We start from the raw sequence: 23949 nt of genomic DNA on the forward strand, positions 1-23949 counted from the left end.
CCATTACAGCATGAGCTCGGCTGTACCCGCCGAGCTCATGCTGTAATGGGGGACCTGACCCCGGATTAAGTTTTAGAACAGCGTGCTGACGTCCGGACGGGTGGCCAGCGCCTGCTGGACCACGGCCGTGACGCGGGCGCGGTCGGCGCCTTGCAGCGGCTGGCGCGGACGGCGCACGAACTCGTTGCCGACGCCGGCCAGCGTTTCCACCAGCTTCAGGTTCTGTACCAGCTTGGTCGACACGTCCAGGTGCATCAGCGGCATGAACCACTGGTACAGCTTGAGCGCTTCATCCCAACGCTTGGCTTTCATCAGCTTGTACAGCGCCACCGTCTCTTTCGGGAAGGCCACCACCAGGCCGGCCAGCAGGCCGTCCGCGCCCACCGCCAGGCCTTCGAACGACAGATCGTCCACGCCCATGAACAGCTGGTAGCGGTTGCCGACGGCGTTGCGCAGGTCGGTGATGCGGCGCACGTTGTCGGTCGATTCCTTGATCGCGACGATCCATTCGCAATCGGCCAGTTCCTTGAAGTCTTCCGGCGTCAGGTCGACCTTGTAGGAGACCGGATTGTTGTAGACCATGATAGGCAGCTGCGCCGCCTTGGCGATGATGCGCAGGTTGTCCATCGCCTCGCGCGAATCGGCCGCGTACAGCACCGACGGCATCACCATCAGGCCTTGCACGCCCATCTCATGCGCCTTCTCGACGAAGCGGCAGGCGGTGGCGGTGCGCGTTTCGCTGACGTTGACCAGCACCGGCACGCGGCCGGCGGCGACGTTCAGCGCGGTCTTGGTGACGGCCAGCTTCTCGTCGAACGACAGCGTGCTGGCTTCACCCAGCGAACCGCAGGTCAGCAGCGCGTGCACGCCGCTGTCGATCTGGAAGTTGAAGTGCTTTTCCATCTCTGCGTGATCGAGGTCCTCGTTCTCTTTGAACTTGGTCGTTACTGCGGGGAAGACCCCTTCCCATTTTGCTGCTGCCATGCTGTTCTCCTTGTGATGAATCGGTGGTTGTTATGACGGTAATGATCAATCGATGATGCTGGCGATGCGGGCCGGCGAGATCGGCATCCGCACCGCATCCGGCCGCCAGCCGTACAGCAGTTCGGTGGCGCCGCCGCAGATGCGTCCCTGGCACGGCCCCATGCCGCAGCGTGTTTGCAGCTTGGCGCTGCGCCAGCTGGTGTGCGTGCGCAGCTCGCTGTGGCAGACGTCTTCGCAACGGCAGACGATGGTGTCGTCGCCGGCCAGTTTCAGTAGTTCCGGCCGCAGCGCAAAGGCGCGCTCCAGCCTTGCCGCGAATTTCTTCCAGCGCGCGCGTTCGGGGTACAGCTGCCGCGCGGCGGTGAGCTGGCGGGTGGCCGCCAGGCCGGCGATGCGCCCCTCGGCCAGCGCCAGGTCCACGCCGCCGACGCCCGTGCCTTCGCCGGCGCAGTACACGCCGAACACGGAAGTCAGCTGGTCATCGTCGACCAGCACCGTCGTTTGCCGGTTGTTCGATGCGGTGACGCAGCCCAGCGCCTGCGCCAGTTCGACGTTGGGCAGCAGGCCGTAGCCGCAGGCCAGGTAGTCGCATTGCAGCGCTTCCAGCTCGCGCGCGCCGCCGCGCTGGACCAGGATCGATTGCAGCGTGCCGTCGCCCAGCGCCGAGTGCACATGGCTGCCGCGCAGATACGGAACGCCTTTCAGCTGCGCGGCCAGTTGCAGCGACTGGGTGATCTTGGACGGCGTCGCCAGCAGGCCGAAGCCGAAGCGCGCCAGTGCCGGCAAGGCCGCCTGCTCGATGATGGCGACGATCTCCGCACCCTTGGCGCGCAGCGTCGCGGCCACCGCCAGCAGCAGCGGGCCGCTGCCCGCCACCACCACGCGCTTGCCCTGCACCGGATAGCCGCCCTTGGCCAGCGCCTGCAAGCCGCCGGCGCCGGTCACGCCGGGCAGCGTCCAGCCGGGGAAGGGCAGCAGCCGCTCGCGCGCGCCGGTGGCCAGTATCAGTTTTTCGTAGTGCAGCGTGGCCGACGACGATGGCGTCTGCACTTGCAGCTGCTGCGGCGCCGGTGCGTACAGCACACGCGTCTGCGGCAGGTAGGTCAGGTTGGGGGCGGCGCGCAGGTCGCTCCACATTCTTTGCGCGCGCTGGTCCTGCTGCTGCTCGGGACCGCCGCGCCAGATCTGGCCGCCGGCCAGCGGGTTGTCGTCGACCAGGCCGACCTGGGCGCCGTGCGCCACGGCGGCATGCGCGGCCGCCAATCCGGCCGGTCCGGCGCCGATCACCAGTACGTCGTAGCGGCTCATGGCTGGACCTCGCCGGTGGTCACGCGCATGCCGTCGGCGCACGGCGTCTGGCAGGACAGTTGGTGCATGCGGCCGTCGATGGTGACACGGCATTCCTGGCACACGCCCATGCCGCACAAGGGTGCGCGCGCCGCGCCGCGGACCGAGCGCCGGGTGATGGCGCTGCCGGCCATGGCGATCGCCGCCGCCACGCTGACGCCTTGCGCCACATGGATGTCGTGGCCGTTGATGTTGAGGACGACGTCAGTCATTGAAGCGTCCCGGTAAATATGGGGCGGCGGGGATGCGCGTGCCGTCGCCGGTCATCTGGCCGGCCAGCAGTTGCGCCGTCGCCAGCGAGGTGGTGATGCCCAATCCTTCATGTCCGGTCGCCAGCCACAGTCCGCGCCGCGCGGCGTGGGGGCCGATCAGCGGCAGGCCGTCCGGCGTGGCGGCGCGCAGGCCGGTCCAGCAGCGCAGCACGTTCAGTTGCGCCAAAGCTGGCGTGAACGCGGCGGCATGGCGCAGCATGCGTTGCAGCATGGCCGGCTCCACCGCCAGGTCGATTGTGTCGAACTGGCGGGAGGAGCCGATCAGTACTTGTCCGGTAGGACGGGGCTGCAAATTGAACGCGACCGAGTCGCCGCTGGCGGCGTGGGCGCTTTTGATGTATCCGAGTTCCACCAGCTGATGGTGGACAAAGCCGGGATAGCGGTCGGTGATGGCGATATGTCCCTTCTTGGGCTGCACCGGCAGTTCCGGCAGCAGCGTGGCCGAACGCGAACCGGCGGCCAGCACCACGTGCTGCGCCTGATGGCGCGCGCCGTCGGCCAGCAGCACGCCGTTGTCTTCGATGGCGGCGACGCTGGCGCGCAGCGTGGTGGCGCCGCGCCGGATCGCCCGGTCCAGCAGGATGCGCGCGCTCTTGGGCGGATAGACCAGGCCATCGCCGGGGACCAGCAGGCCGCCGGCCAGGCCGGTGCGCAATTGCGGTTCGCGTGCATACAGCGCGGCGGGCGCCAGCAGTTCGCAGGCGATGCCGTAGGCGGACAGGGTGTCGGCCTTGGTGCGCGCCGCCGCCATTTCTTCTTCATCGGCGGCCACCCAGATGGTGCCGCAGCGGCTGTACTCGTGGCGCTGCGGCAGGTCGCCCACCAGCGAATTCCACAAGGAGACCGAATACGCCGACAACGCCAGCTCCGCCGGGTTGTCGTCCATGACCACCAGGTGACCCATGCCGGCGGCGGTAGCGCCGCTGCCGGGCATGTCCTGTTCGATCACCATCACCCGCAGGCCGCGCTGGCTGAGCGCATCCGCACAGGCGGCACCGACGATGCCGGCGCCGATGACGATCACGTCTTGGTTGTTCACCGGATGCCCCATACGAAAGGATCGGTCGGATCGAGGATCAGCTGCGCCTGCGAGTTCACCCATGCGCGGCCGCGGATGCTGGGAATCAGCTGTTCGCCGCGATAGCGGTACGAGGCTTCGAACACGCTGCCGATGACGCTCTCCTGCTTCCACAGCGCGCCCTCGGCCAGCTTGCCGTCGGCCGCCAGGCAGGCCAGCTTGGCGCTGGTGCCGGTGCCGCAAGGCGAGCGGTCGTAGGCCTTGCCGGGGCAGAGCACGAAGCTCTGGCTGTCGGCGCCGGTGCGCGATGGCGCGAACAGTTCGATATGGTCGATCAGCGCGCCGCCTTCGCCGGTGATGCCGGCCTTTTCCAGCGCCGCGCCGACGGCCACGGTGTAGGCGGTCAGCGCCTCGACGTTACCAACCCCCAGTTCCAATCCATGACCGGAAACCAGGAAGAACCAGTTGCCGCCCCACGCCACGTCGCCGGTGACCGGGCCGTGGCCCGGCACCTCGACCGTGACCTGGGCCTGGCTGCGATACGAGGCCACGTTGTCCACCGTGACGCTGCCGTCGGCGTGCAGCTCCGCCTCGACCACGCCCACCGGCGTATCGATGCGGTGGCGGCCGGCGCCGATGCGGCCCATGAAGGCCAGCGACGCGACCAGGCCGATGGTGCCGTGGCCGCACATGCCGAGGTAGCCGACATTGTTGAAGAAGATGACGCCTGCGGCACAATCGGCCTCGTAGGGCTGGCACAGCAGCGCGCCGACCAGCACGTCCGAGCCGCGTGGTTCGCACACCACGGCGGAACGGAAGCGGTCGTGCTGGCGTTTCAGCAGGGCGAGCCGCTCGCTAAGCGGTCCTTGGCCCAGTTCCGGGCCGCCGTCGGTCACCAGGCGGGTCGGTTCGCCGCCGGTGTGGGAGTCGATGATGGAGATGGTTTTCATGCTCAAATCTTAGGCCTCCTGAGGTTAGTTGTCTTGCACGTCCTGCGCATGATCGATGACGAAATCTGCACAACGGCGATAAAACAGGAGACGCCGCCCGGCGCCGCTGGCACAATCGCCTTCATGCATAAAGAACTCCCTCACGACGACGCCCGCCGCGCCCTGGGCACGGGCATCGCCGATCCCTTCTTTGCCGAAGCGCTGTTCGACGCGCTGCCGGACGTGGTTTTCTTCGTCAAGGACGTCGAGTGCCGCTATGTGGTGGTCAATCAGACGCTGGTGCAGCGTTGCGGCCAGCGGCACAAGGCGGCGCTGATCGGCCGCACGCCGGCCGAGGTGTTCGCGCGGCCGTTCGGCCTGACCTACCTGGCGCAGGACATGGCGGTGCTGGCCGGCGGCAGCGATATCGAAGACCAGCTGGAACTGCACCTGTATCCCAACCGCGATCCCGGCTGGTGCCTGACGCGCAAGACCGCGCTGCGCGACGCCGACGGCCGCATCGTCGGCCTGACCGGCGTGTCGCGCGACCTGGCGATGGCGGACAAGAAGAACCCCGCCTACCGCAAGGTGGCGGCGGCGGTGAACCTGATCCACCAGGAATACGGCCAGGCCTTGCCTCTGGCCGAGCTGGCGCGCACGGCCAATATGTCGGTGGCGCAGATCGAGCGCTACTTCCTGCGCATCTTCCACCTGACGCCGCGCCAGATGATCATCCAGACCCGCGTCGACGCCGCCTCGCGTTTGCTGAAGGGCGCCGCCAGCGTGGCGGAGATCGCCCAGGCCTGCGGCTACGGCGACCATTCCGCCTTCACCCGCCAGTTCAAGGCCACCACCGGCGTCACGCCCACCCAGTACCGCCAGCTGGCGGTGGCCGGCAAGGGCGGCTAGAACGGTGAGTGCGCTCATACCGGCAGGCGGATGTCGCGGATGTCGGCCATCTCGGCGCGGTTGCGGCCCATCTGCTTGGCGCGATAAAGCGAGGCGTCGGCCTGCTTGAGCAGGTCGGCGGCGGCGCTGTCCGCGTCCGGCACCGTCACGGCGACGCCGACGCTGACCGTGACCACGCCGTAGGGCGACAAGGCATGCGGCATGTGCAGCGCCTCGACCACCTGGCACACCAGATCCGCCATCTTTTGAGCATGTTCGGCATCGGTCGACTGCGAGATCAGCGCGAACTCCTCGCCGCCGTAGCGCGCGACGAAATCGCCGCTGCGTCGCACCTGCGCGGCCAGCGCCTGCGCCACCATGCGCAGCACCTCGTCGCCGGCCTGGTGGCCGTAGTGGTCGTTGTACTGCTTGAACAGATCGACGTCCAGCATCGCCACAGCCAGCGGCTGGCTGCCGCGCCAGGCGCGGCTCCATTCGGCGTTCAGCATCTCGTCGAAGCGGCGCCGGTTGGCGATGCCGGTCAGGCCGTCGGTGGCGCTCATCGCGGCCAGCAGCTGGTTCGATTGTTCGAGTTCGCGCGTGCGTTCCTGTACCCGGCTTTCCAGTTCGCGCTCGCGCATGCGCAGTTCGTTGAGCATGACGGCGAAGCCGATGCCGACGATGCACAGCGTCAGGATGAACTCCTGGGCGTGCAGCGTTTCCAGGTACACCGGCACGTCGCCGAAGGGCTTGAAGTGGGCCGTCATCGTCATCGCCATGCCGAGCGAAATCAGGGCCACGAACAGCGTCGTCATGCGGATGCCGAAGCGGAAGGCGATGACCGCCACCGCAGGCAGCAGCAGGGTAGGCGTGACGGGGAAGCCGTCGATGGCGCCGCCCTGGGCGAACAGCACGGCCGTCGCCAGCATCAGCGTCAGCGCCAGGCTGGCGTCGTCGAGCCATGTGCGCAACCGTCGCTGGCGGGGCGGGTAGGTGAAGGCCAGCAGCATCGGCGTGTAGATCAGCAGCCCTAGGGCGTCGCCGAACCACCACAGGCGGGCCAGCGTCAGGTAGGGCGTGGTATCGCCGCCGACCTGCTGCATCACCACCGCCGCCATCAGCGCGGCCGCCAGCGTGCCGGCGATCGGCCCGGCCACCACGAAGCGCAGCAGGTCTTGCGTGCGTTGCAGGCGGAAGGTGGCGCCGCTGCGGCGCATCAGCAGGAAGGACAGCATCACCTCGAACAGGTTGATGACGCTGAGCAGAATCGCTTCATGCAGGGGGAAGGTGCCGAGATTGCCCAGGATGTCGGAGCTGAAGGTCAGCGCCGCCATCAGCGGCGCGCGCTGGCCGTTGAAGCGCACCAGCGCCGCCAGCAGCACCGCGTTCGGCAGCCAGACCACCACCACTTTTTCCGGCGTGACGGCGCAGAACAGCGTCAGTTTGACGCTGGCGAAATGCAGCAGGAACAGTAGTACGCAGAACAGCCAGCCAGGCCGTTCCCAGAAGGTGGCACGTTTGATCATCAGCTGCCTTTGCGGAGGGAGGCAACCGGCGCGGCGGTCGGTTCACGCTAGATTGCCCCGCAACGGCAGCGCTGTCAATCCCTGCCGGATTGGGCGGCCAGTGCGCGTTCTTCGTCGTTGGCCTGGTGCCGGTCCCAGGCCTGCAGGCGTGGCGTCATCAGGTGGTGCCACAGCGGCGGCACCAGCGCCACCAGGATGGTCGACAGATAACCGCCTATCATCATCGGCGCATCCGGATAAGGATGCAGCTCCTCGTACGGCAGGCCGGCGCGCGCGTGGTGGTGCGAGTGGCGCGTCAGGTTGAACATGGTCCAGGAGCTCAGGCGCTTGTTGGTGTTCCACGAATGACGCGGCTGCACCGGCCTGGCCGGATTGCGCACCAGCCCATAGTGCTCCATGTAGTTGACCACCTCCAGCAGCGCCTTGCCCCACAGCGCGCAGGCGGCGAAGAACAGCGTCGCCGCGGCGCCGCCCCAGTACCAAACGGCGGCCAGCAGCAGTACGCTCATCAGGTGGCCGCGTATCACCATATTGTGCCAGCTGTACTGGCGATGGCCGCGCCGTTCCAGGCGCTTGCGTTCCAGTGTCCACGCGCTGATGTTGCCCTTGATGGTGGAGCAGACGATGTGCCAGTAGACGTTGCGTCCGCGCGGCGCGGTGGCCGGGTCCTCGCGGGTGGAGACGTAGCGGTGGTGGCCGTACATATGCTCGATGGCGAAGCCGGTGGCGAAGCTGAAGGCCAGCAGCCAGCGGCCGATCAGCAGCGATGCCGGCTCCTTGGTGCGGTGGACCAGTTCATGCGCGGTGATGGTGCCTATCATGCCTATCATTAGCCCGGTCAGCAGCACGGCGGCCGCCAGCTGGACCGGCGTGGCGTAGCGGCCGGCGATGAAGCTGTCCAGTGACGCACCGACGATCAGCAGCAGCAGCGGCAACGCCAGCCACAGTTGCCCGGTCAGGATGGCGTGGTGGCGCAGCGACGGCGTGCTCAGATCGTCGCCGCCCAGCAGGTCGCCCAGCACGTAGAACAGCACTACGCCAAGCAGCGAGGCCGCTATCGTGTCGCCGCCCGCGTACAGCGCGGCGGCGGCCAGCAGGCCGATCACATGGAACAGGCAGAATTTCAGGTAGTGCAGGACGTTCATAGACGCGGTCTCCTTGTTGTTATTACGTCCATTGTAGGCAGCGCAGCTGCGTCCAAGGGAGGTGCCGGATTGACATGCAGGGGTTATTTATTGACAATCGATTGATCTCAATTGATCGCTCTTCATTCAGGCGCTCCCCATGCAGGCAAACGACCACACGCTGGCAAGCAGCTACCTGCGCCAGATCGCCGAGCAAATCGGCAGCATGGGCGGCGACGTCGGCGACTGGCTGGCGCGCAGCGGCCTGCGCGCGGAGCAGCTGGACGACGGCGAGCTGGCCGTGTCCTTCCCGGTGTTCCGCCAGTTGGTGCTGGATTCGGTGGCGCTCACCGGCGAGCCGGCCATGGGCCTGCTGGTGGGTGACCGCATGCGCGAGCACACCCACGGCATCCTCGGCTACGCCGCCATGAACAGCGCCACGCTGCGCCAGGCGCTGGAGCTGCTGGAGCGTTTCTTCATGCTGCGCACGACGATGATCTCGATCGATTTCGCGCAGCAGGGCGATGACTTCCGCGTGCGCCTGCATGAACGCATTCCGCTGGGCGATATCGCGCGGCCGGTGCTGGAGGCGGCGCTGCTAGCGTTTAAGAATGTATTGGATTTCATCGCGCGCGGCTCGTATCAATGCCGCAGCGTGGCCTTCCAGTTCGCCGCGCCGGACGATGCGCCGCTGGCGCGGGAGCTGTTCCGCTGCGAGGTTCAGTACGGGCAGGATTGGACCGGCATGGTGCTGCCGTCGGCGGCCATCGACGTGCCGTTGCGGGTGGGCGATCCGGCCACCTTCGGACACGCGGTGCAGATCTGCCAACGGGAGCTGGACAAGCTGGCGGCGCAAGTCTCGCTGAGCGCGCGCGTGCAGCGGCTGATGCTGGAGCAGCGCACCAGCTTCCCGTCGCTGCAACTGACGGCGCGGCTGCTGTGCATGACGCCGCGCACCCTGCACCGGCGCCTGCTGGAGGAGGGCAGCTCGTACAAGCAGATACTGGAACAGGTGCGCCGCATGCTGGCGCTGGAATACCTGCGCGCCGGCCAGCTGAGCGTGCAGGAGATCAGCTACGCGCTGGGCTACACCGACGTCGCCAATTTCCGCCGCGCGTTCAAGCGCTGGGAGTCGGTGCCGCCGTCGGCGCGGCGCTGAACGCGTCGCGCATAAGCAAAAAGGGCGATAACTCATCGAGTTATCGCCCTTCGAAATTCTTGGTGGTGATAGGTGGACTTGAACCACCGACCCCAGCATTATGAATGCTGTGCTCTAACCAACTGAGCTATATCACCTGCAACGCCCAGCATTATGGGGGTTGGAGCCTTCGCTGTCAACGACCGTTCCGAAAATTTTTTAAAATTTTGAATCGCGTCGCCAAAAGATAGTCAAATTGGTATGCTGTTTCGCTGGGTGTGAACATTTTTTTAACGGAGACGATATGGCGACCAATATCTTTGTGAACCTCCCCGTGCGCGACCTGGCCGCCTCGGTCCGGTTCTTTACGCATCTGGGCTACTCCTTCAACCAGCAATACACCGACGACAGCGCCACTTGCATGATCGTGGCGGAGAATATCTTCGTCATGCTGCTGGTCGAGGAGCGCTTCAAGGGCTTCACGCCGAAACCGATCTGCGACGCCCGTACCTCAACCGAGGTGCTGGTCTGCCTGCAGGTGGAATCACGCGAGCAGGTCACGTCCATGGTCAACAAGGCCATCGAAGCCGGCGGCAGCGCCTACAAGGAGCCGCAGGACCACGGCTTCATGTACGGCCACGGCTACCAGGACCTCGACGGCCATTTGTGGGAAATCATTTATATGGATTCGGCACCGCCGAAAACCTAACCGAGCTTCTCGGCGATCTGCGCCAGCATCGCGCTGGCCGGATCGGCGCCCAGGCAGTCGAGCACCACGCGTTCCGGCATGGAACGCAACCACGTCAGCTGGCGCTTGGCCAACTGGCGCGTGGCGATGATGCCGGTCTCGCGCATCGTTTTGTAGTCGATGGTGCCGTCCAGGTATTCCCACGCCTGGCGGTAGCCGACGCAGCGCATCGACGGCAGGCCGGGATGCAGGTCGCCGCGACGGCGCAGCACTTCCACTTCGGTGATCAGGTTACCGTCCGGGCTTTCTTCCAGCATGATGTCGAAGCGGCGCGCGATGCGCTGGTGCAGCACGGCGCGGTCCGACGGCTCCAGCGCGAACGACAGCAGATCGAACGGCAGCTCGGTCTTCTCTTTTAACGCCAGCAGTTCGGACATCGGCTTGCCGCTCAGGGCGCAGATCTCCAGCGCGCGCTGGATGCGCTGCGCGTCGGCCGGCGCCAGGCGGGCGGCGGTTTCGGGATCGAGCAATGCCAGTTTTGCGTGCATGGCCGGCCAGCCGACGCGGGCGGCTTCTTCTTCCAGCTCAGCGCGGAGTGCCGGATCGGCGCCGGGCAGGTCGTCGAGGCCGTCGGCCAGGCCTTTGAAGTACAGCATGGTGCCGCCCACCAGCAAGGGCAGCTTGCCGCGCGCGACGATGTCGTCGACCAGCCGCAGCGTATCGTTGCGGAACTGCGCCACCGAATACGAATCGAGCGGATCGATGATGTCGATCAGGTGATGCGGCGCGGCGGCGCGTTCTTCGCGCGTGGGCTTGGCGGTGCCGATGTCCATGCCGCGATACACCAGCGCGGAATCGACCGAGATGATCTCCGACGGAATGCGTTGCGCGATGGCCAGCGCGGACGCGGTCTTGCCCGACGCCGTAGGCCCCATGATGGCGACCGCCAGCGGTTTTGAAACGTGAGTGTTCATCTTATTGACCGCGCAGGAACAGCTTGTCGAGCGCGCCGATTTCCACCTGCACCCAGGTCGGGCGGCCGTGGTTGCATTGGTCGGCGCGTTCGGTGATTTCCATCTGGCGCAGCAGGGCGTTCATCTCCTGCGTCGACAGGATGCGGTTGGCGCGCACCGCCGTGTGGCAGGCCAGTGTGCCCAGCAGCTCGTTCTGGCGCTCGATCAGCACCCGCGAGCCGCCGAATTCGCGCACGTCGCGCAGCACGTCGCGCGCCAGCGTCTGGGCGTCGGCGTTCTTCAGCAGCACCGGCACCGAGCGCACCGCCAGCGTGGTCGGCGACAGCGTGGCGATGTCGAAGCCCAATGCCTGCAAGGTCTCCTGGTGTTCGGAGGCGGTGGCCACTTCCACCGTGTCGGCGTAGAAGGTGACGGGGATCAGCAGCGGCTGCACCTGCATTTCTTCACCGGCGACGCGGCTGTCCAGGGCGGTCTTCAATTGTTCGTACAGGATGCGCTCGTGCGCGGCGTGCATGTCGACCAGCACCATGCCCTTGTTGTTCTGCGCCAGGATGTAGATGCCGTGCAGCTGCGCCAGCGCGAAGCCGAGCGGGAACTCTTCCTGCGCCATCGCGGCCGAAGAGACGGTGAACGGGCTGGCCTGCGGCAGCGCCATGTCCGATTCGGCGCGGTAGCCGGTGACGGGGCCGGAGCCGCCGAACAGGGCGCCGTATTTTTCCGTGCTCTGGGCGATGCCGCCGTCGTTGCCGCCGAAGCGGGGCGCGCCGAAGCCGGCGCCCGCACCCGCACCTGTACCGCCTGCGCCGCCGTCACGCGAGCCGAATGGCGACGGCGAAAACGTCGGCGAATAGTCGGGCGCCAGCAGCGGTCCGAACGAAGTCTGTTCGCCGCGCCAGGTCGAGCTGCCCAGGCTTTCGGCCGCCGGCAGCGGCGACGGCACGCTGCCGTGCGAGGTGGCCGAGGTCTGCGCCAGCGCGCGCTGCACCGCATGGAACACAAACTGGTGCACCGCGCGGCTGTCGCGGAAGCGCACTTCGATCTTCGACGGGTGGACGTTGACGTCCACCAGCGCCGGATCGAGATCGAGCGCCAGCACGTAGGAAGGGAAGCGGTCGCCGTGCAGCACGTCCTGGTAGGCCGCCTTGACGGCGTGCACCAGCACCTTGTCGCGCACGAAGCGGCCGTTCACGTAGAAGAACTGGCCGTCGGCGCGCGCCTTGGAGGCGGTGGGCAGGCCGGCGTAGCCGTGCAGGCGCAGCGGGCCGGCGCTTTCGTCGATCGGCAGGCGCGCCTCGGCAAAGCCGTCGCCGAGGATGTGGGCGCTGCGCTTGGCCATCTCGCTGACGTTCCAGTGATCGATGGTGCGGCCGTTATGGCTGAGCGAGAACGACACGTCCGGCCGCGCCAGCGCGATGCGGCGCACGACTTCGGCGCAGTGGCCGAATTCGGTCTGCTCGGATTTGAGGAACTTGCGGCGCGCCGGCGTGTTGAAGTACAGGTCCTGCACGTCGACCGTGGTGCCCTGGGCGCCGGACGACGGCGCCACCGCGCCGTTGTGCGAGCCGACGATTTCCCATGCGTGGGCGGCGTCGGCGGTGCGCGAGGTCAGCGTGACGGCGGCCACCGAGGCGATCGAGGCCAGCGCCTCGCCACGGAAGCCCAGCGTGCCGACGTTTTCCAGGTCGTCCAGCGAGGCGATCTTGGAGGTGGCGTGGCGCGCCAGCGCGAGCGGCATCTGCTCGGGCGGGATGCCGCGGCCGTTGTCGGTGATGGCGATGCGTTTGACGCCGCCTTCCTCCAGCCGCACGGTGATCTGGGTGGAACCGGCGTCGAGGGCGTTTTCCAGCAGCTCCTTGACCACGGCGGACGGCCGTTCGACCACCTCGCCGGCGGCGATCTGCGAAATCAGCTGGTCAGGCAGGGCCTGGATAGGGCGGGGAGTGCGGGGGGAAGTGTCGGGCGCGTTCATCACGAGATTATAACTGTTCGCCGCGCCCGATTACCCCGCACGGCGGAGACAGGGGTCTGACCCCGGCGGGGTCAGACCCCTTGCTTGTGGGTTTAGTCCTTTGGATGCTCGCGCACCGGAATCGGCGCGTTGCACAGCTCAACGTAATGCGGCGTGAATTTGTTCCACGGGCCGCCACGGTTGCGCGCCGCGTCGACCACGTCCTTGTAAATAGCCGCGTCGCTGCGCATCACTTCCAGGTGGCTGCGTTCCGCCTCCGGCACGTCGGCCTCCAGCCGCACCGATTTGATCGGCATGCGGGCCTCGTTGGCGCCGTAGAAACCCATCGCCTCGCTGCCGCGCGGCAGTCCGGTCAGCAGCGGCATGCCCGACACCACCCGGCCCACCACCGTGATATTGCGGTCCAGGTGGCGCGGCGCGTTGCCGGTGACGGCATACAGCTCGGCGCCGCTGCCGCTGTCGGTGTCGTTGTCGCGGCCGACGCCGACCATGCCGTAGCAGTGCGCCAGCCAGGTGGTCTTGGCCTTGGGATCGCGGCCGACCGGGAAACCGTTGGAATGGCCGATCTGCGGCGCGTAGCCGTCGGCGTCCTGCTGGCGCACGAAGCGCTTGTCGTTCGCCATCGGCACCGTGAACTCGCCCGGCACCTTGGCCTTGGCCGATCCCAGCGACTTGGGCTTGGTCTCGGCGTTCGGGTCGCCCCACTGCGCCACATAGTTATCCTGCGAGCGCAGGATGGCCAGGCCGTCGAAATACCCTTCCTTGACCAGCGTCTTGATGTTGGCGATGCCCTGCGGCGCGAAATCCGGCGCCAGCTCGATCACCACCCGGCCGCTGGCCAGCTCCATGTACAGGGTGTTGTTGGGGTCCAGCGGACGCCAGTCGGCCGGTTTGGATAGCTTGACGATGTCGCCGGCGCTGGGGCGGACCGGCAGGTCGGCGGCGTGCGCCAGGCTGGCCAGGCTGATCGCCAGGGCGGAGAGGGGAAGGGCGCGGAACGGGTGGGTCAGGGACATCCATTATCTCCTTGGTTGGTCGCGCCTGCTTGTTGCGGACGCTCGGGGGATTGTAAACTGCTTATCACCGGTCTGGAAACTTCCGCGACCGGGGCAAGGGTGGTGTATGATTCCGGCGCAGACTTTATGGGAAGAATATGGATTTTATGCAATTTTTTGACATGATCCTTCATGTCGACAAAACACTGGAAGTGCTGATTCAGCAATACGGAACCTTGGTCTATGCCGTGTTGTTCGCGATTATTTTTTGCGAAACCGGGCTGGTGGTACTGTTCTTCTTCCCAGGCGATACGCTGCTGTTCATTGCCGGCGCCCTGTGCGCGCTGGGCGAAATGAATCTGTTCCTGCTGATGATGTTGCTGATTACGGCGGCCGTCACCGGCAATACGCTCAATTACTGGATAGGCGAGGCCATCGGGCAGCGCGTGTTCACCCATGATTACCGCTGGCTCAACAAGGATGCGCTGCGCCGCACCCACGATTTCTTTGAAAAACACGGCGGCAAGACCATCGTGCTGGCGCGTTTCGTGCCGGTGGTGCGCACCTTCGCCCCGTTCGTGGCCGGCGTGTCGGACATGACCCATGCCCGCTTCCAGATGTACAACATCACCGGCGCCGTGCTGTGGGTGGTGCTGCTGACCACCGCCGGCTACTTCTTCGGCAATATCGCCATCGTGCGCGAACACCTGACCGAGATCGTGCTGTTCGGCGTCGGCATTGCCGTGGTGCCGATGGCGCTGGGCGGCATGTGGAAGCTGTCGCGCCGCATGCTGGGCCGCTGAGCGTGATGTTTTGTAAATAAAGTCCTCAGGAAAGGCTCGGCCCGCTCAAGTTTTGCCCAAATGCATCCGTATACCAGTGTGTAATTCTCTTCTTTCTGGATACACATGCGTACTCTCCTCACCCTGATTGCCTGCTGCTGCGTCTTCGCGACCGCTAGCGCTGCAAACGATCCGCTGATTTCGCCTTCGACGAAATCGGCGGTGGGTGGCGCTACCGGGTCGATTCCGTCCATCCGTCCGAATAGTCCAGCTTCTTCCAGCGCTTCCGCTTCCGGCGGTTCTTCCAGTGGCTCGTCACCGACCCGCAAGATGTCCGAGCGCGAGCGCGAGGCCGAGGCGGAATCCGACCTGTCGGCCAAGATCGCGGCGCGCCTGGCCATCATGCGCGCCAACCAGCAAGCCCGCGCCGCCGCGGCGGCCAAGGCCAAGAAAGTCGCCGCCGCCGCGCCGGTCGCGCCCAAGGTGTACAGCAATGTCTGGTCGTACGAGGGCGAGAACGGCCCGGCCAACTGGGGCAAGATCAATCCCGAGTGGGCCAAGTGCGGCACCGGCAACCGCCAGTCGCCGATCGACATCCGCGACGGCATGAAGGTCGAGCTGGAACAGATTACCTTCGATTACCATCCGTCCTCGTTCAACGTGACCGACAACGGCCACACGGTGCAGGTCATGCTCGGCGGCGGCAATTTCATCACGGTCAACAACCGCATGTATGAGCTGATCCAGTTCCATTTCCACCGGCCGTCGGAGGAGCGCATCAACGGCAAGGGTTACGAGATGGTGGTGCACCTGGTGCACAAGGACGGCGAGGGCAAGCTGGCCGTGCTGGCGCTGCTGCTGGAGCGCGGCAAGCCGCAGCCGGTGATCCAGACGGTGTGGAACAACCTGCCGCTGGAGAAGCTGGAAACGCTGGCGCCATCGACCGTGCTCGATCCGCTGGACCTGCTGCCGGCGCGCCGCGACTACTTCACGTTTATGGGTTCGCTGACCACGCCGCCGTGCTCCGAGGGCGTGTTGTGGCTGGTGATGAAGGAGCCGGTGCAGGCCTCGCCGGCGCAGCTGGCGCTGTTCAGCCGCCTCTATCCATTGAATGCGCGGCCTATCCAGCCGGGTTCCGGCCGCATCGTCAAAGAGTCGAACTAAAGATCCAACTTAATCCGCAGTGATGCGATGGTTGCCGGTCCACGTGGCGCCGGCGGCCAGCTGCTGCTGGTCGATACGCGCCGGTTCGATGCAGACGAAACGCAGATACTCGTCATCCGCCAGGTCCACCAGCGCCTTGGCGTCGTCCTGGCCTGGATTCCACACCACCCAGTTATCGTAGCCTTGCTGCTCCAGGCGCAGCGTGGCGTTGGCCGTGTTCAGCGTCAGCGTCGGCGTGGACTGGTACAGGCGGTCCAGCTTCGCGGTGAAGTGCAGTGCCGGATGCTCCTGCGTCAGCGTTTCCTGGTGATGATCGGTGCAGCGCATGTGCTGCAGGCCGCTGATGCTGGTCGCGGCCAGCTGGCCGACGTCGTAATAGGTGTGCAGCGCGACGCCGAACGGGAACTCCTGCGCGCCGCTGTTATGCACGGTGAACTGCGCGTCGAGCGACTCGCCGTGCAGCGTGAAACGCAGCGTCAGTTCGAAGGCGTGCGGCCAGGCTTGCGCGTGTTCCGGCGCCAGGTCGTCTTGATTCAGGCTGAATTCGAGGAAGGACTGGCCGCCGTCGCCGCCGCTGCCGGTCAGGCGCCAGGTGCTGACGCGGGCGAAGCCGTGGCGCAGGCCGGGGCCGCGCACATTAAACTGCGGGAAGATCACCGGCACGCCGCCGCGTATGGCCTTGCTGCCGTCCAGCGGCGTCTGCGAGCTGACGAACAGCCGCTCCTTGCCGTCGCCGGTTTTCCAGGACAGCAGGTGGGCGCCGAACAGCGACACCGTCGCCTGGCTGCCGTCGGCCGCCGTGATTTGTACCGCCGGCAGTGCGCCGTATTCCGTGTTTGCTATGACAGCCATGTCTCGTCCGTTTTAATCAGGTCAGCCGGTTCTTTGCCAGCGGTGGGTTCTTCGCGAAATAACGCCGTATGCCCTTGACGATGGCATCGGCCAATTGGTTCTGGTAGCCGTCGTCGAGCAGCTTGGCTTCTTCTTCCGGGTTGGAGATGAAGGCGGTCTCGATCAGGATCGACGGTATGTCCGGCGCCTTCAGCACCGCGAAGCCGGCCTGCTCGACCGAGCCTTTGTGCAGGCGGTTGATGCCGCCGATCTCGCCCAGCACGGATTTGCCCAGCCGGAGCGAATCGTTGATCTGCGCGGTGGTCGACAGGTCCAGCAGCACGCTGGCCAGCTGGCGGTCCTGGGTCTTGACGTTGACGCCGCCGATGGTGTCGGCCAGGTTTTCCTTGTCCGCCAGCCAGCGCGCAGCCGACGAACTGGCGCCTTTTTCCGACAGCACGAACACCGACGAGCCGCGCGCGGTCGGCTGCACGAAGGCGTCCGCGTGGATCGAGACGAACAAATCGGCCTGCACCTTGCGGGCCTTGTCGACGCGGGTGCCGAGCGGTACGAAGTAGTCGCCGTCGCGCGTGAGCATCACGCGCATATTGGGGAATTCCTCGATCTTGTCCTTCAGGCGCTTGGCGATGGCCAGCACGATGTCCTTCTCGCGGCTGCCGTTCTTGCCCGAGGCGCCGGGGTCTTCGCCGCCGTGGCCGGGATCCAGCACCACGGTCAGCATGCGTATCAGCTTGCCGTTCTTGTCGGTGCGGGTCTGCGCTTCGGCGGTTTTCAGTTCGTTCTTCAGTTCCGCGCGCGGCTCGGCCTTGGTGTTGGGCTTGAGCGCCTCCAGCTGCGCTTGCGGCGCGGCGGCGATGGCGTCGGCTTCGGACGGCTTCAGCGGCGGCATGTCGCCCTTGGGCGCGCTACCGGTGGCGGCGGCGCCGGACGGCGGCGGTTTGCCGTCGCCCGACCAGTCGCCTTTCTCGATCATCGCGGCGATCGGGTCGACCGGCTTGACCGGATACAGGTCGAAGATCAGGCGGTGCTTGTAGTTGCCGGCCGGGGCCAGCGTGAACACCTGCGGCTTGATCTCTTCCTTCAGGTCGAACACCAGGCGCACCACGTTGGGCCGGTTCTGGCCCACGCGCACCTGCTTGATGTACGGGTCGTTGGACTGGATCTTGGCGACCAGGCTTTTGAGCGTGGGGTTCAGCTCCAGGCCTTCGATGTCGACCACCATGCGCTCCGGGTCCTTGACGATGAAGTGCGTGGCCTTGAGCGCGGCGTCGTTTTCCAGCGTGACGCGGGTATAGTCTTCCGCCGGCCAGACCCGCACCGCCAGGATCTGCGCGGCGTAGGCGCGGATCGGCGCCACCACGGAAAGCAGCAGCGTGGCGCCGGCCTTGAGCACGGTGCGGCGCGAAACAGCCTTGCTGTTTACATGTTCGGGGCGAATTTGAGGCGTTGAAGGCATGAGTTACCCAGTGCGGTGGACGCCTGCAATTCTACATCACGGCCGTTGCCGGCCACAGTCAGAAACAGGTTGATATCGGCGGCAGGCAGCACGCGGTCGGCCTTTTCGGGCCATTCGACGATGCAGATGTTGTCGCCGTTGAAGTCTTCCCGGAAGCCGGCGTCGAGGAATTCCTCCGGGCTGCCCATGCGGTACAGGTCGAAATGGATCACGCTGACGCTGCGACCGTCGAGCTCGATTGCATACGGTTCGGACAGGGTGTAGGTCGGACTCTTGACCGTGCCGACATGGCCGGCGGCGTGCAGCAGGGAGCGGGTGAGGGCGGTTTTGCCGGCCCCCAGGTCGCCGTGCAGGTAGATCACCAGGCCGGGCGCCAGGGCGCGCGCCAGGGCCGTGCCCAGGGCGGCGGTGCCGGCTTCGTCATGGAGATGGGCTTGGAAGTGCTGCATCAATTAGAATGTCGTGTTGGTTGGATCGCCAGCCATTGTAACCGCCACCTGCTACCGATGTCCCTGCCAGTAACCAATTTAGCCGAACTTGCCCTCAGCATCAAGCGCTGGGGTGTGGAGCTGGGCTTCGCCGAAATCCGCATCACCGACATCGACCTCAGTCACGCCGAGGCCGGCCTGCAGGCGTGGCTGGACGCCGGCATGCACGGCGAAATGGACTATATGGCCACCCACGGCATGATGCGCGCCCGTCCGGCGGAGCTGGTGCCGGGCACCATCCGCGTGGTCAGCGCCCGCATGAACTACCTGCCGAGGGACACGGAAACCGGCGGCGACAACGACTGGCGCGAGCGCGAGGCCCGGCGCCTGGCCGATCCCGGCGCCGCCGTCATCTCGGTCTATGCGCGGGGCAGGGACTACCACAAGGTGCTGCGCGCGCGCCTGCAGCAGCTGGCCGACAAGGTCAAGGCGGAGATCGGCGACTTCGGCTACCGCGTCTTCACCGACTCGGCGCCGGTGATGGAGCTGCCGCTGGCGGAGAAGGCTGGCCTGGGATGGCGCGGCAAGCACACCTTGCTGCTGTCGCGCACCGCCGGCTCGATGTTCTTCATGGGCGAGTTCCTGGTCGACCTGCCGCTGCCGGTGGACGAGCCGACCGGCCGTCATTGCGGCCAGTGCTCGGCGTGCATCGACATCTGCCCGACCCAGGCCATCCTCGGGCCGGGCAAGCTGGATGCGCGGCGCTGCGTGTCCTACCTGACGATCGAACTGAAAAGCGCGATCCCGCTGGAGATGCGGCCGCTGATCGGCAACCGCGTCTACGGCTGCGACGATTGCCAGACCGCCTGCCCGTGGAACAAGTTCGCGCAGCGCGCGGTGCTGCCGGACTTCGACGAGCGCCACGGCTTGGGCAGCGCCTCGATGGTGGAATTGTTCGCCTGGACCGAGGAAGAGTTCAACCGCAAGATGGAAGGCAGCCCGATACGCCGCATCGGCCATGAGCGCTGGCTGCGCAATATCGCGGTCGGCCTGGGCAACGCGGCGGCGGCCGGCGCCAAGGGCGATGCGGCCATCGTGGCGGCGTTGACGGCGCGCCGCGAGCACCCTTCGGAACTGGTGCGCGAGCACGTCGAATGGGCGCTGGCCTGCCACGCTTGAACTGCGCTACACTCGTGCGGTTCTTACACAAGGCCCACGCAAATGCACACTTCAACCAGATTCATTTCGCTGCTTGCCGGCGCATCCCTCACGCTGGCCGCGCATGGCGCCAGCTTCGACGACTGGGCCGACAAGGTCGCCAACGCCAAGGTGCGCAACGACCCTGAGCAGGCCACGCAGAAGCAGTACTTCAGCGGCAAGGAGCAGGACCGGCTGGACCGCAAGTTGACGCCGAACTCCATCGTCTATCGCGCCGGCGAAGTGGCCGCCGCCAAGACCGCGCTGGCGCAGCTGGCGAAGATCGACCAGCAGGCGCTGACGCCGCAGCAGCGCGCCAGCGCCGCCAGCATCGCCTGGAATTTGCGTGGGGCCGTGGATGCCTGGCCTTACGCGGACTATAACTTCGTGTTCAACCAGTTCGGCGGCCTGCATGTGCAGCTGGTGAACTTCCTGACGCAGGCGCACCCGATCCGCAACCAGCGCGACGTGGAAAACTACCTGGTGCGCCTGAAGGCGGTGGCCGGCAAGATGGACACCGGCATCGTGCAGGCACGCGGCGCCGCCGGCCATGGCATCCTGATGCCGACTTTTTTGACGCAGTCCTCGATCGGGCAGCTGGACCGTTTCCTTGACGGCGCGCCGGAGAATAACGTCTTCGTCGCCACGCTGAAGCAGCGCATGAGCGGCTTGAAGGATGTGTCGCCGGAACAGCAGGCGAAGTTCGCTGCGGCGGCAGAGGACACCGTCAAACGCTCGATTATTCCAGCATTCCAGCGCACCCGCGCGATGCTGCAAGAGCAGCTGCCGCGCACCACCAACGACGCCGGCCTGTGGCGCCTGCCCAATGGCGACAAGGCCTACGCGCTGTTGCTCAAGCAGATGACTTCCACCGACTATACGCCGGAGCAGATCCACAACATCGGCTTGCAGGAAGTGGCGCGCATCGAGAAGGAGATGGATGGCTTGCTGGCGTCGCTGGGCTATACCGATGGCAGCATCAAGGAACGCATGGCCAAGCTGGAGAAGGACTCGCAGCCGAAGGAAGCCGATCCGCGTCCGGCGCTGCTGGCGCGCTACGACGGCGTGCTGCGCGACGCCGAGGCGCGCGCCAAGGAGCTGTTCGACGTGACGCCGAAAGCGCCGGTGGTGGTCAAGCGCGAGCCGTTGTTCACCGAGAAGACGGCTGCGGCCCATTACACGGGACCGGCCAAGGACGGCACGCGGCCGGGCATTTTCTGGGCACCGATGCCGGGACCTGAGTTCCGCATCGTCGGCATGCGCACGCTGGTGTATCACGAGGGCGTGCCGGGCCACCACTTCCAGGTCGCGCTGCAGCAGGAGAACGACAAGCTGCCGCGCTACCGGCGCGATCGCGTGTTCTCGGTCGGCTCGGCGTATGGCGAGGGCTGGGCGCTGTATGCGGAGCAGCTGGCGGCGGAAAACAACTGGTACGACGGCGACGTGGTCGGCCACTTGGGCCAGCTGGATGCGGAACTGTTCCGCGCGCGCCGGCTGGTGGTGGACACCGGCCTGCACGCGATGAAGTGGACGCGCCAGCAGGGCATCGACTACGGCATCGCGGCGTCTGAAGTGGAGCGTTATGTCGCCATGCCGGGCCAGGCCTGCGCCTACAAGATCGGCATGATGCGCATCCTCGACCTGCGCGCCAAGGCGCAGAAAGCGCTGGGCGACAAGTTCTCGATCAAGGCCTTCCACAACGTGGTGCTGGAGACCGGCAACGTGCCGCTGCCGGTGCTGGAGCAGGTGGTGGATGAATGGATCGCGGCGAAGGGTATTTAACTTTTTTGCATAGGAATTCCAGATGATTCGTACCGAACGGCTAACCGCTCAATTGGATGGTGATTTCGTGGTCTTCCTGATAGGCATGCGCATCAATAAGTTATGGAAAATTCACAAGTGGCTTCCTGTAATGGCTGCTATGCCCCGGATGCTGCGCGAACTTATGAATACGCCCGACTCGGGCCTGATGTCCTATGAAATGTGGTTCGGCCGTACGATCATCCTGGTGCAATATTGGCGTTCGTCCGAGCAATTGCTTGCCTACGCGTTGAACAAGGATGCGGAGCATCTTCCGGCGTGGCGGAAATTTAACCAATCTGTCGGGACCAGCGGCGATGTCGGCATCTGGCATGAAACCTACAAGGTTTCGCCGGGTTCATCCGAGAATGTGTATGTGAACATGCCGCCTTTCGGATTGGGTAAGGTTGCGACTTTGCATCCCGCAACCGGCAAGAGGTCCAGCGCCAGGGAGCGTTTTCAAAGCGATGCACCGTCCTGAAAATGGCACTTTGCCGGAACTGACTCCAAAGCGCACCACGGAATCAAGCGAACTACTCAGTGCAGCAGGCGGTATTGCAGCACGTAGGCGGCGGCGCCGGCGAAGTAGCCCAGCAAGGCCAGGCCGCTGATTTTGCGCATGTACCAGATGAACTGAATCTTCTCCAGACTCATTGCGGCCACGCCGGCGGCCGAGCCGATGATCAGGATCGAGCCGCCGGTGCCGGCGCAGTAGGCGACGAAATGCCAGAGGAAGTCGTCGAGCGGGTACTGCGCCAGGTCGTACATGCCCATGGCCGCAGCCACCAGCGGCACGTTGTCGACGATGGCGCTCAGCAGGCCGAGTGCGACCACGATCAGGTCCTGGCGGCCGATCGTGCGCTCCAGCCATGCGGCCAGCGCCGACAGGATGTGCGTGTGCTCCAGCGTGGCCACGGCCAGCAGGATGCCGATGAAGAAGATGATCGCGCTCAGGTCAATGCGCTGCAGCGCGCTGGTCAGCGACAGCGCTTCCCGGCACTCGACCTCCTTGTCGCGATGCAGCAGTTCCCCCACCAGCCATAGCAGGCCCAGGCCGAACAGCATGCCCATGAACGGCGGCAGGTGCGTGGCGGTCTTGAAGACCGGCACCGCCACCAGGATGCCCATGCCCAGGCTGAACATCAACGCCCGTTCGAAGCCGCTGCCTGCATGGGCATCCTGCTGGTCGTCACGCTGGGGGGCGGCGATGCCGCGCCCTCTGAGCGCGTAGGCCGAAATCGCCAGCGGCACCAGTAAATTGACCAGCGACGGCAGGAACATCGCCTGCATGATGCCGGTGCTGGAGATCTGGCCGCCTATCCACAGCATCGTGGTCGTGACGTCGCCGATCGGCGACCAGGCCCCGCCTGCATTGGCCGCCAGCACGATGATGCCGGCGAAATGGAGCCGGTCTTCCGCCTGGTCGAGCAGCTTCTTTGTCAGCGAAATCATGACGATGGTGGTGGTCAGGTTGTCCAGCACGGCGCTGAGGAAGAAGGTTGCGATACCGATCAGCCACATTAAAGATGACAGCCTGGAGGTGCGGATGCGCGAGGTGATGACGTCGAAACCGTGGTGGGAGTCGACCACCTCGACGATGGTCATGGCGCCCATCAAAAAGAAAACGATCTGCGCGGTCGCGGCCACGGTGGTGTCGAGCCTGCCGCCCACCAGTTGCGGGTCGTCCATGCCCAGTGCGTAGATGCACCACATGAGGCCAGCGCCGACCAGGGCCGAGGCGGACTTGTTGATGCCGAGCGGATGTTCGAGCGCGATGGCGGCATAGGCGATGACGAAGACGACAACCAGTGATATCAACATGTAATTCCTACTTCAGCAGGCCGGCCAGTTCTACGGCGGTCTTGACCTGCATCTTGTCGAAGATGTGGGCGCGGTGGACTTCGACGGTGCGCATGCTGATGCCCAGCTGGTCGGCCACCACCTTGTTCATCTTCCCCGCCAGGATCAGGTCCAGCACCTCGCGCTCGCGCGCCGACAGCGTGGCCAGGCGCGCGTGCACCGCCGCCATCGCGCCGGCCTGGCGCGAGTTGGCCATGGCTTCCTGCACGCGGTCCATCAGCTGGTTGTCGTTGAACGGCTTCTCGAAGAAATCGAAGGCGCCGCGCTTGAGCGCATCGACCGCCATCGGCACGTCGCCATGGCCGGTCAGGAAAATCACCGGCATGCGCTGCACCAGGCCGCGCGCCGACAGCTGGTCGAACGCGGCCACGCCGTTCATGTCCGGCATGCGCACGTCGAGCAGCACGCAGTCGCCGTCGGCGTCGAACTGGCCGGCCTCCGTATGCGCCAGCAGCTGGGGCGCAGATTCATAGGCGCGCGAGGGGATGCCGCGCGAGGTGGCGAGCCAGGTCAGGGAGTCGCGTACGACCGCTTCATCATCGACGATATGCAGCATGC

General features: G+C 65.8%; 23 protein-coding genes and 1 tRNA gene. 8 read left to right on the forward strand and 16 right to left on the reverse strand.

Annotated elements, in window-relative coordinates:
• Positions 1-72: 72 nt before the first annotated feature.
• The 5 genes from V6M89_RS21510 to V6M89_RS21530 are packed head-to-tail and all read right to left on the reverse strand — an operon-like array spanning position 73 to position 4571.
• On the reverse strand, positions 73-984 hold the full coding sequence (locus tag V6M89_RS21510) for a dihydrodipicolinate synthase family protein (protein ID WP_332855092.1): 912 nt from the start codon (positions 982-984) through the stop codon (positions 73-75).
• A 45-nt stretch (positions 985-1029) separates the two neighbouring features.
• A complete protein-coding gene (locus tag V6M89_RS21515) occupies positions 1030-2292 on the reverse strand; it encodes an FAD/NAD(P)-binding oxidoreductase (protein ID WP_332855093.1) in 1263 nt (420 codons plus the stop codon).
• Positions 2289-2543 (reverse strand): 2Fe-2S iron-sulfur cluster-binding protein, encoded by a 255-nt coding sequence (locus V6M89_RS21520; protein ID WP_332855094.1) that lies wholly within the window; start codon positions 2541-2543, stop codon positions 2289-2291. The genes V6M89_RS21515 and V6M89_RS21520 overlap by 4 nt, the downstream gene beginning before the upstream one ends.
• Positions 2536-3654, reverse strand: coding sequence for an NAD(P)/FAD-dependent oxidoreductase (locus V6M89_RS21525; protein WP_442881991.1), 1119 nt, complete (start codon positions 3652-3654; stop codon positions 2536-2538). The genes V6M89_RS21520 and V6M89_RS21525 overlap by 8 nt, the downstream gene beginning before the upstream one ends.
• A complete protein-coding gene (locus V6M89_RS21530; protein ID WP_332855096.1) occupies positions 3639-4571 on the reverse strand; it encodes a 4-hydroxyproline epimerase in 933 nt (310 codons plus the stop codon). Before V6M89_RS21530 ends, V6M89_RS21525 begins: the two co-directional genes overlap by 16 nt.
• A gap of 123 nt (positions 4572-4694) precedes the next feature.
• Between V6M89_RS21530 and V6M89_RS21535 the strand changes: the two genes are divergently transcribed.
• The gene (locus V6M89_RS21535) at positions 4695-5459 is read left to right on the forward strand and encodes an AraC family transcriptional regulator (protein ID WP_332855097.1); all 765 of its coding nucleotides are present in this window, start codon (positions 4695-4697) and stop codon (positions 5457-5459) included.
• A gap of 14 nt (positions 5460-5473) precedes the next feature.
• Here V6M89_RS21535 and V6M89_RS21540 read toward each other — a convergent pair whose 3' ends face one another.
• Positions 5474-6964 (reverse strand): sensor domain-containing diguanylate cyclase, encoded by a 1491-nt coding sequence (locus V6M89_RS21540; protein ID WP_332855098.1) that lies wholly within the window; start codon positions 6962-6964, stop codon positions 5474-5476.
• A 74-nt stretch (positions 6965-7038) separates the two neighbouring features.
• Entirely contained in the window at positions 7039-8109 is a 1071-nt protein-coding gene (locus V6M89_RS21545) for an alkane 1-monooxygenase (protein ID WP_332855099.1), read from the reverse strand.
• Between the two features lie 139 nt (positions 8110-8248).
• Here V6M89_RS21545 and V6M89_RS21550 point away from each other — a divergent pair, with 139 nt between their 5' ends.
• Complete coding sequence (locus tag V6M89_RS21550; protein ID WP_332855100.1) at positions 8249-9247, forward strand: AraC family transcriptional regulator; 999 nt, start codon at positions 8249-8251, stop codon at positions 9245-9247.
• Positions 9248-9307: 60 nt separating this feature from the next.
• Here the strand turns inward: V6M89_RS21550 and V6M89_RS21555 are convergent.
• Positions 9308-9384: transfer RNA gene (locus V6M89_RS21555), tRNA-Met, on the reverse strand.
• A 146-nt stretch (positions 9385-9530) separates the two neighbouring features.
• On the opposite strand from V6M89_RS21555, the gene V6M89_RS21560 reads away from it, so the two are divergent.
• A complete protein-coding gene (locus V6M89_RS21560; RefSeq protein ID WP_332855101.1) occupies positions 9531-9935 on the forward strand; it encodes a VOC family protein in 405 nt (134 codons plus the stop codon).
• On the opposite strand, the gene miaA is transcribed toward V6M89_RS21560, so the two are convergent.
• The 3 genes from miaA to V6M89_RS21575 form a co-directional block, all read right to left on the reverse strand.
• A complete protein-coding gene (miaA, locus tag V6M89_RS21565) occupies positions 9932-10888 on the reverse strand; it encodes a tRNA (adenosine(37)-N6)-dimethylallyltransferase MiaA (protein ID WP_332855102.1) in 957 nt (318 codons plus the stop codon). The genes V6M89_RS21560 and miaA overlap by 4 nt on opposite strands.
• 1 nt (position 10889) lies before the next feature.
• The gene (gene mutL, locus V6M89_RS21570; RefSeq protein ID WP_332855103.1) at positions 10890-12857 is read right to left on the reverse strand and encodes a DNA mismatch repair endonuclease MutL; all 1968 of its coding nucleotides are present in this window, start codon (positions 12855-12857) and stop codon (positions 10890-10892) included.
• Between the two features lie 92 nt (positions 12858-12949).
• Positions 12950-13873, reverse strand: a complete 924-nt coding sequence (locus V6M89_RS21575; protein WP_332855104.1) for a peptidylprolyl isomerase — start codon at positions 13871-13873, stop codon at positions 12950-12952.
• Positions 13874-14010: 137 nt separating this feature from the next.
• Between V6M89_RS21575 and V6M89_RS21580 the strand changes: the two genes are divergently transcribed.
• Complete coding sequence (locus V6M89_RS21580) at positions 14011-14655, forward strand: VTT domain-containing protein (RefSeq protein ID WP_332855105.1); 645 nt, start codon at positions 14011-14013, stop codon at positions 14653-14655.
• 105 nt (positions 14656-14760) lie between these two features.
• Complete coding sequence (locus tag V6M89_RS21585) at positions 14761-15798, forward strand: carbonic anhydrase (RefSeq protein WP_332855106.1); 1038 nt, start codon at positions 14761-14763, stop codon at positions 15796-15798.
• Between the two features lie 9 nt (positions 15799-15807).
• Here the strand turns inward: V6M89_RS21585 and V6M89_RS21590 are convergent, their stop codons facing one another.
• From V6M89_RS21590 to tsaE, 3 genes are read right to left on the reverse strand one after another with little or no spacing between them, the layout of a single operon-like run.
• Entirely contained in the window at positions 15808-16650 is an 843-nt protein-coding gene (locus V6M89_RS21590; RefSeq protein ID WP_332855107.1) for a D-hexose-6-phosphate mutarotase, read from the reverse strand.
• A 16-nt stretch (positions 16651-16666) separates the two neighbouring features.
• Positions 16667-18106 carry an N-acetylmuramoyl-L-alanine amidase gene (locus V6M89_RS21595; protein WP_332855108.1) on the reverse strand — a complete coding sequence of 480 codons (1440 nt, stop codon included), beginning with the start codon at positions 18104-18106 and terminating at the stop codon, positions 16667-16669.
• Positions 18070-18555, reverse strand: coding sequence for a tRNA (adenosine(37)-N6)-threonylcarbamoyltransferase complex ATPase subunit type 1 TsaE (tsaE, locus tag V6M89_RS21600; protein ID WP_116991545.1), 486 nt, complete (start codon positions 18553-18555; stop codon positions 18070-18072). Before tsaE ends, V6M89_RS21595 begins: the two co-directional genes overlap by 37 nt.
• Before the next feature lie 57 nt (positions 18556-18612).
• Here tsaE and queG point away from each other — a divergent pair, with 57 nt between their 5' ends.
• From queG to V6M89_RS21615, 3 genes are read left to right on the forward strand one after another with little or no spacing between them, the layout of a single operon-like run.
• Positions 18613-19713: a tRNA epoxyqueuosine(34) reductase QueG gene (gene queG, locus V6M89_RS21605; RefSeq protein ID WP_332855109.1), complete on the forward strand. Its 1101-nt coding sequence runs from the start codon at positions 18613-18615 to the stop codon at positions 19711-19713.
• Positions 19714-19755: 42 nt separating this feature from the next.
• Complete coding sequence (locus tag V6M89_RS21610; RefSeq protein ID WP_332855110.1) at positions 19756-21513, forward strand: DUF885 domain-containing protein; 1758 nt, start codon at positions 19756-19758, stop codon at positions 21511-21513.
• A gap of 22 nt (positions 21514-21535) precedes the next feature.
• A complete protein-coding gene (locus V6M89_RS21615; RefSeq protein ID WP_332855111.1) occupies positions 21536-22012 on the forward strand; it encodes a DUF4188 domain-containing protein in 477 nt (158 codons plus the stop codon).
• A 56-nt stretch (positions 22013-22068) separates the two neighbouring features.
• Here V6M89_RS21615 and nhaD read toward each other — a convergent pair whose 3' ends face one another.
• Positions 22069-23352: a sodium:proton antiporter NhaD gene (gene nhaD / locus V6M89_RS21620; protein ID WP_332855112.1), complete on the reverse strand. Its 1284-nt coding sequence runs from the start codon at positions 23350-23352 to the stop codon at positions 22069-22071.
• 7 nt (positions 23353-23359) lie between these two features.
• Positions 23360-23947, reverse strand: coding sequence for a response regulator transcription factor (locus V6M89_RS21625; protein ID WP_332855113.1), 588 nt, complete (start codon positions 23945-23947; stop codon positions 23360-23362).
• Positions 23948-23949: the final 2 nt, after the last annotated feature.

It is taken from the genome of Duganella sp. S19_KUP01_CR8, assembly GCF_036688705.1.
Classification (GTDB): domain Bacteria; phylum Pseudomonadota; class Gammaproteobacteria; order Burkholderiales; family Burkholderiaceae_D; genus Rugamonas.

Coding starts and splice junctions, on each gene's coding strand:
- V6M89_RS21510 (WP_332855092.1), bottom strand. CDS start 984: ATGGCAGCAGCAAAATGGGAAGGGGTCTTCCCCGCAGTAACGACCAAG.
- V6M89_RS21515 (WP_332855093.1), bottom strand. CDS start 2,292: ATGAGCCGCTACGACGTACTGGTGATCGGCGCCGGACCGGCCGGATTG.
- V6M89_RS21520 (WP_332855094.1), bottom strand. CDS start 2,543: ATGACTGACGTCGTCCTCAACATCAACGGCCACGACATCCATGTGGCG.
- V6M89_RS21525 (WP_442881991.1), bottom strand. CDS start 3,654: ATGGGGCATCCGGTGAACAACCAAGACGTGATCGTCATCGGCGCCGGC.
- V6M89_RS21530 (WP_332855096.1), bottom strand. CDS start 4,571: ATGAAAACCATCTCCATCATCGACTCCCACACCGGCGGCGAACCGACC.
- V6M89_RS21535 (WP_332855097.1), top strand. CDS start 4,695: ATGCATAAAGAACTCCCTCACGACGACGCCCGCCGCGCCCTGGGCACG.
- V6M89_RS21540 (WP_332855098.1), bottom strand. CDS start 6,964: ATGATCAAACGTGCCACCTTCTGGGAACGGCCTGGCTGGCTGTTCTGC.
- V6M89_RS21545 (WP_332855099.1), bottom strand. CDS start 8,109: ATGAACGTCCTGCACTACCTGAAATTCTGCCTGTTCCATGTGATCGGC.
- V6M89_RS21550 (WP_332855100.1), top strand. CDS start 8,249: ATGCAGGCAAACGACCACACGCTGGCAAGCAGCTACCTGCGCCAGATC.
- V6M89_RS21560 (WP_332855101.1), top strand. CDS start 9,531: ATGGCGACCAATATCTTTGTGAACCTCCCCGTGCGCGACCTGGCCGCC.
- miaA (WP_332855102.1), bottom strand. CDS start 10,888: ATGAACACTCACGTTTCAAAACCGCTGGCGGTCGCCATCATGGGGCCT.
- mutL (WP_332855103.1), bottom strand. CDS start 12,857: ATGAACGCGCCCGACACTTCCCCCCGCACTCCCCGCCCTATCCAGGCC.
- V6M89_RS21575 (WP_332855104.1), bottom strand. CDS start 13,873: ATGTCCCTGACCCACCCGTTCCGCGCCCTTCCCCTCTCCGCCCTGGCG.
- V6M89_RS21580 (WP_332855105.1), top strand. CDS start 14,011: ATGGATTTTATGCAATTTTTTGACATGATCCTTCATGTCGACAAAACA.
- V6M89_RS21585 (WP_332855106.1), top strand. CDS start 14,761: ATGCGTACTCTCCTCACCCTGATTGCCTGCTGCTGCGTCTTCGCGACC.
- V6M89_RS21590 (WP_332855107.1), bottom strand. CDS start 16,650: ATGGCTGTCATAGCAAACACGGAATACGGCGCACTGCCGGCGGTACAA.
- V6M89_RS21595 (WP_332855108.1), bottom strand. CDS start 18,106: ATGCCTTCAACGCCTCAAATTCGCCCCGAACATGTAAACAGCAAGGCT.
- tsaE (WP_116991545.1), bottom strand. CDS start 18,555: ATGCAGCACTTCCAAGCCCATCTCCATGACGAAGCCGGCACCGCCGCC.
- queG (WP_332855109.1), top strand. CDS start 18,613: ATGTCCCTGCCAGTAACCAATTTAGCCGAACTTGCCCTCAGCATCAAG.
- V6M89_RS21610 (WP_332855110.1), top strand. CDS start 19,756: ATGCACACTTCAACCAGATTCATTTCGCTGCTTGCCGGCGCATCCCTC.
- V6M89_RS21615 (WP_332855111.1), top strand. CDS start 21,536: ATGATTCGTACCGAACGGCTAACCGCTCAATTGGATGGTGATTTCGTG.
- nhaD (WP_332855112.1), bottom strand. CDS start 23,352: ATGTTGATATCACTGGTTGTCGTCTTCGTCATCGCCTATGCCGCCATC.
- V6M89_RS21625 (WP_332855113.1), bottom strand. CDS start 23,947: ATGCTGCATATCGTCGATGATGAAGCGGTCGTACGCGACTCCCTGACC.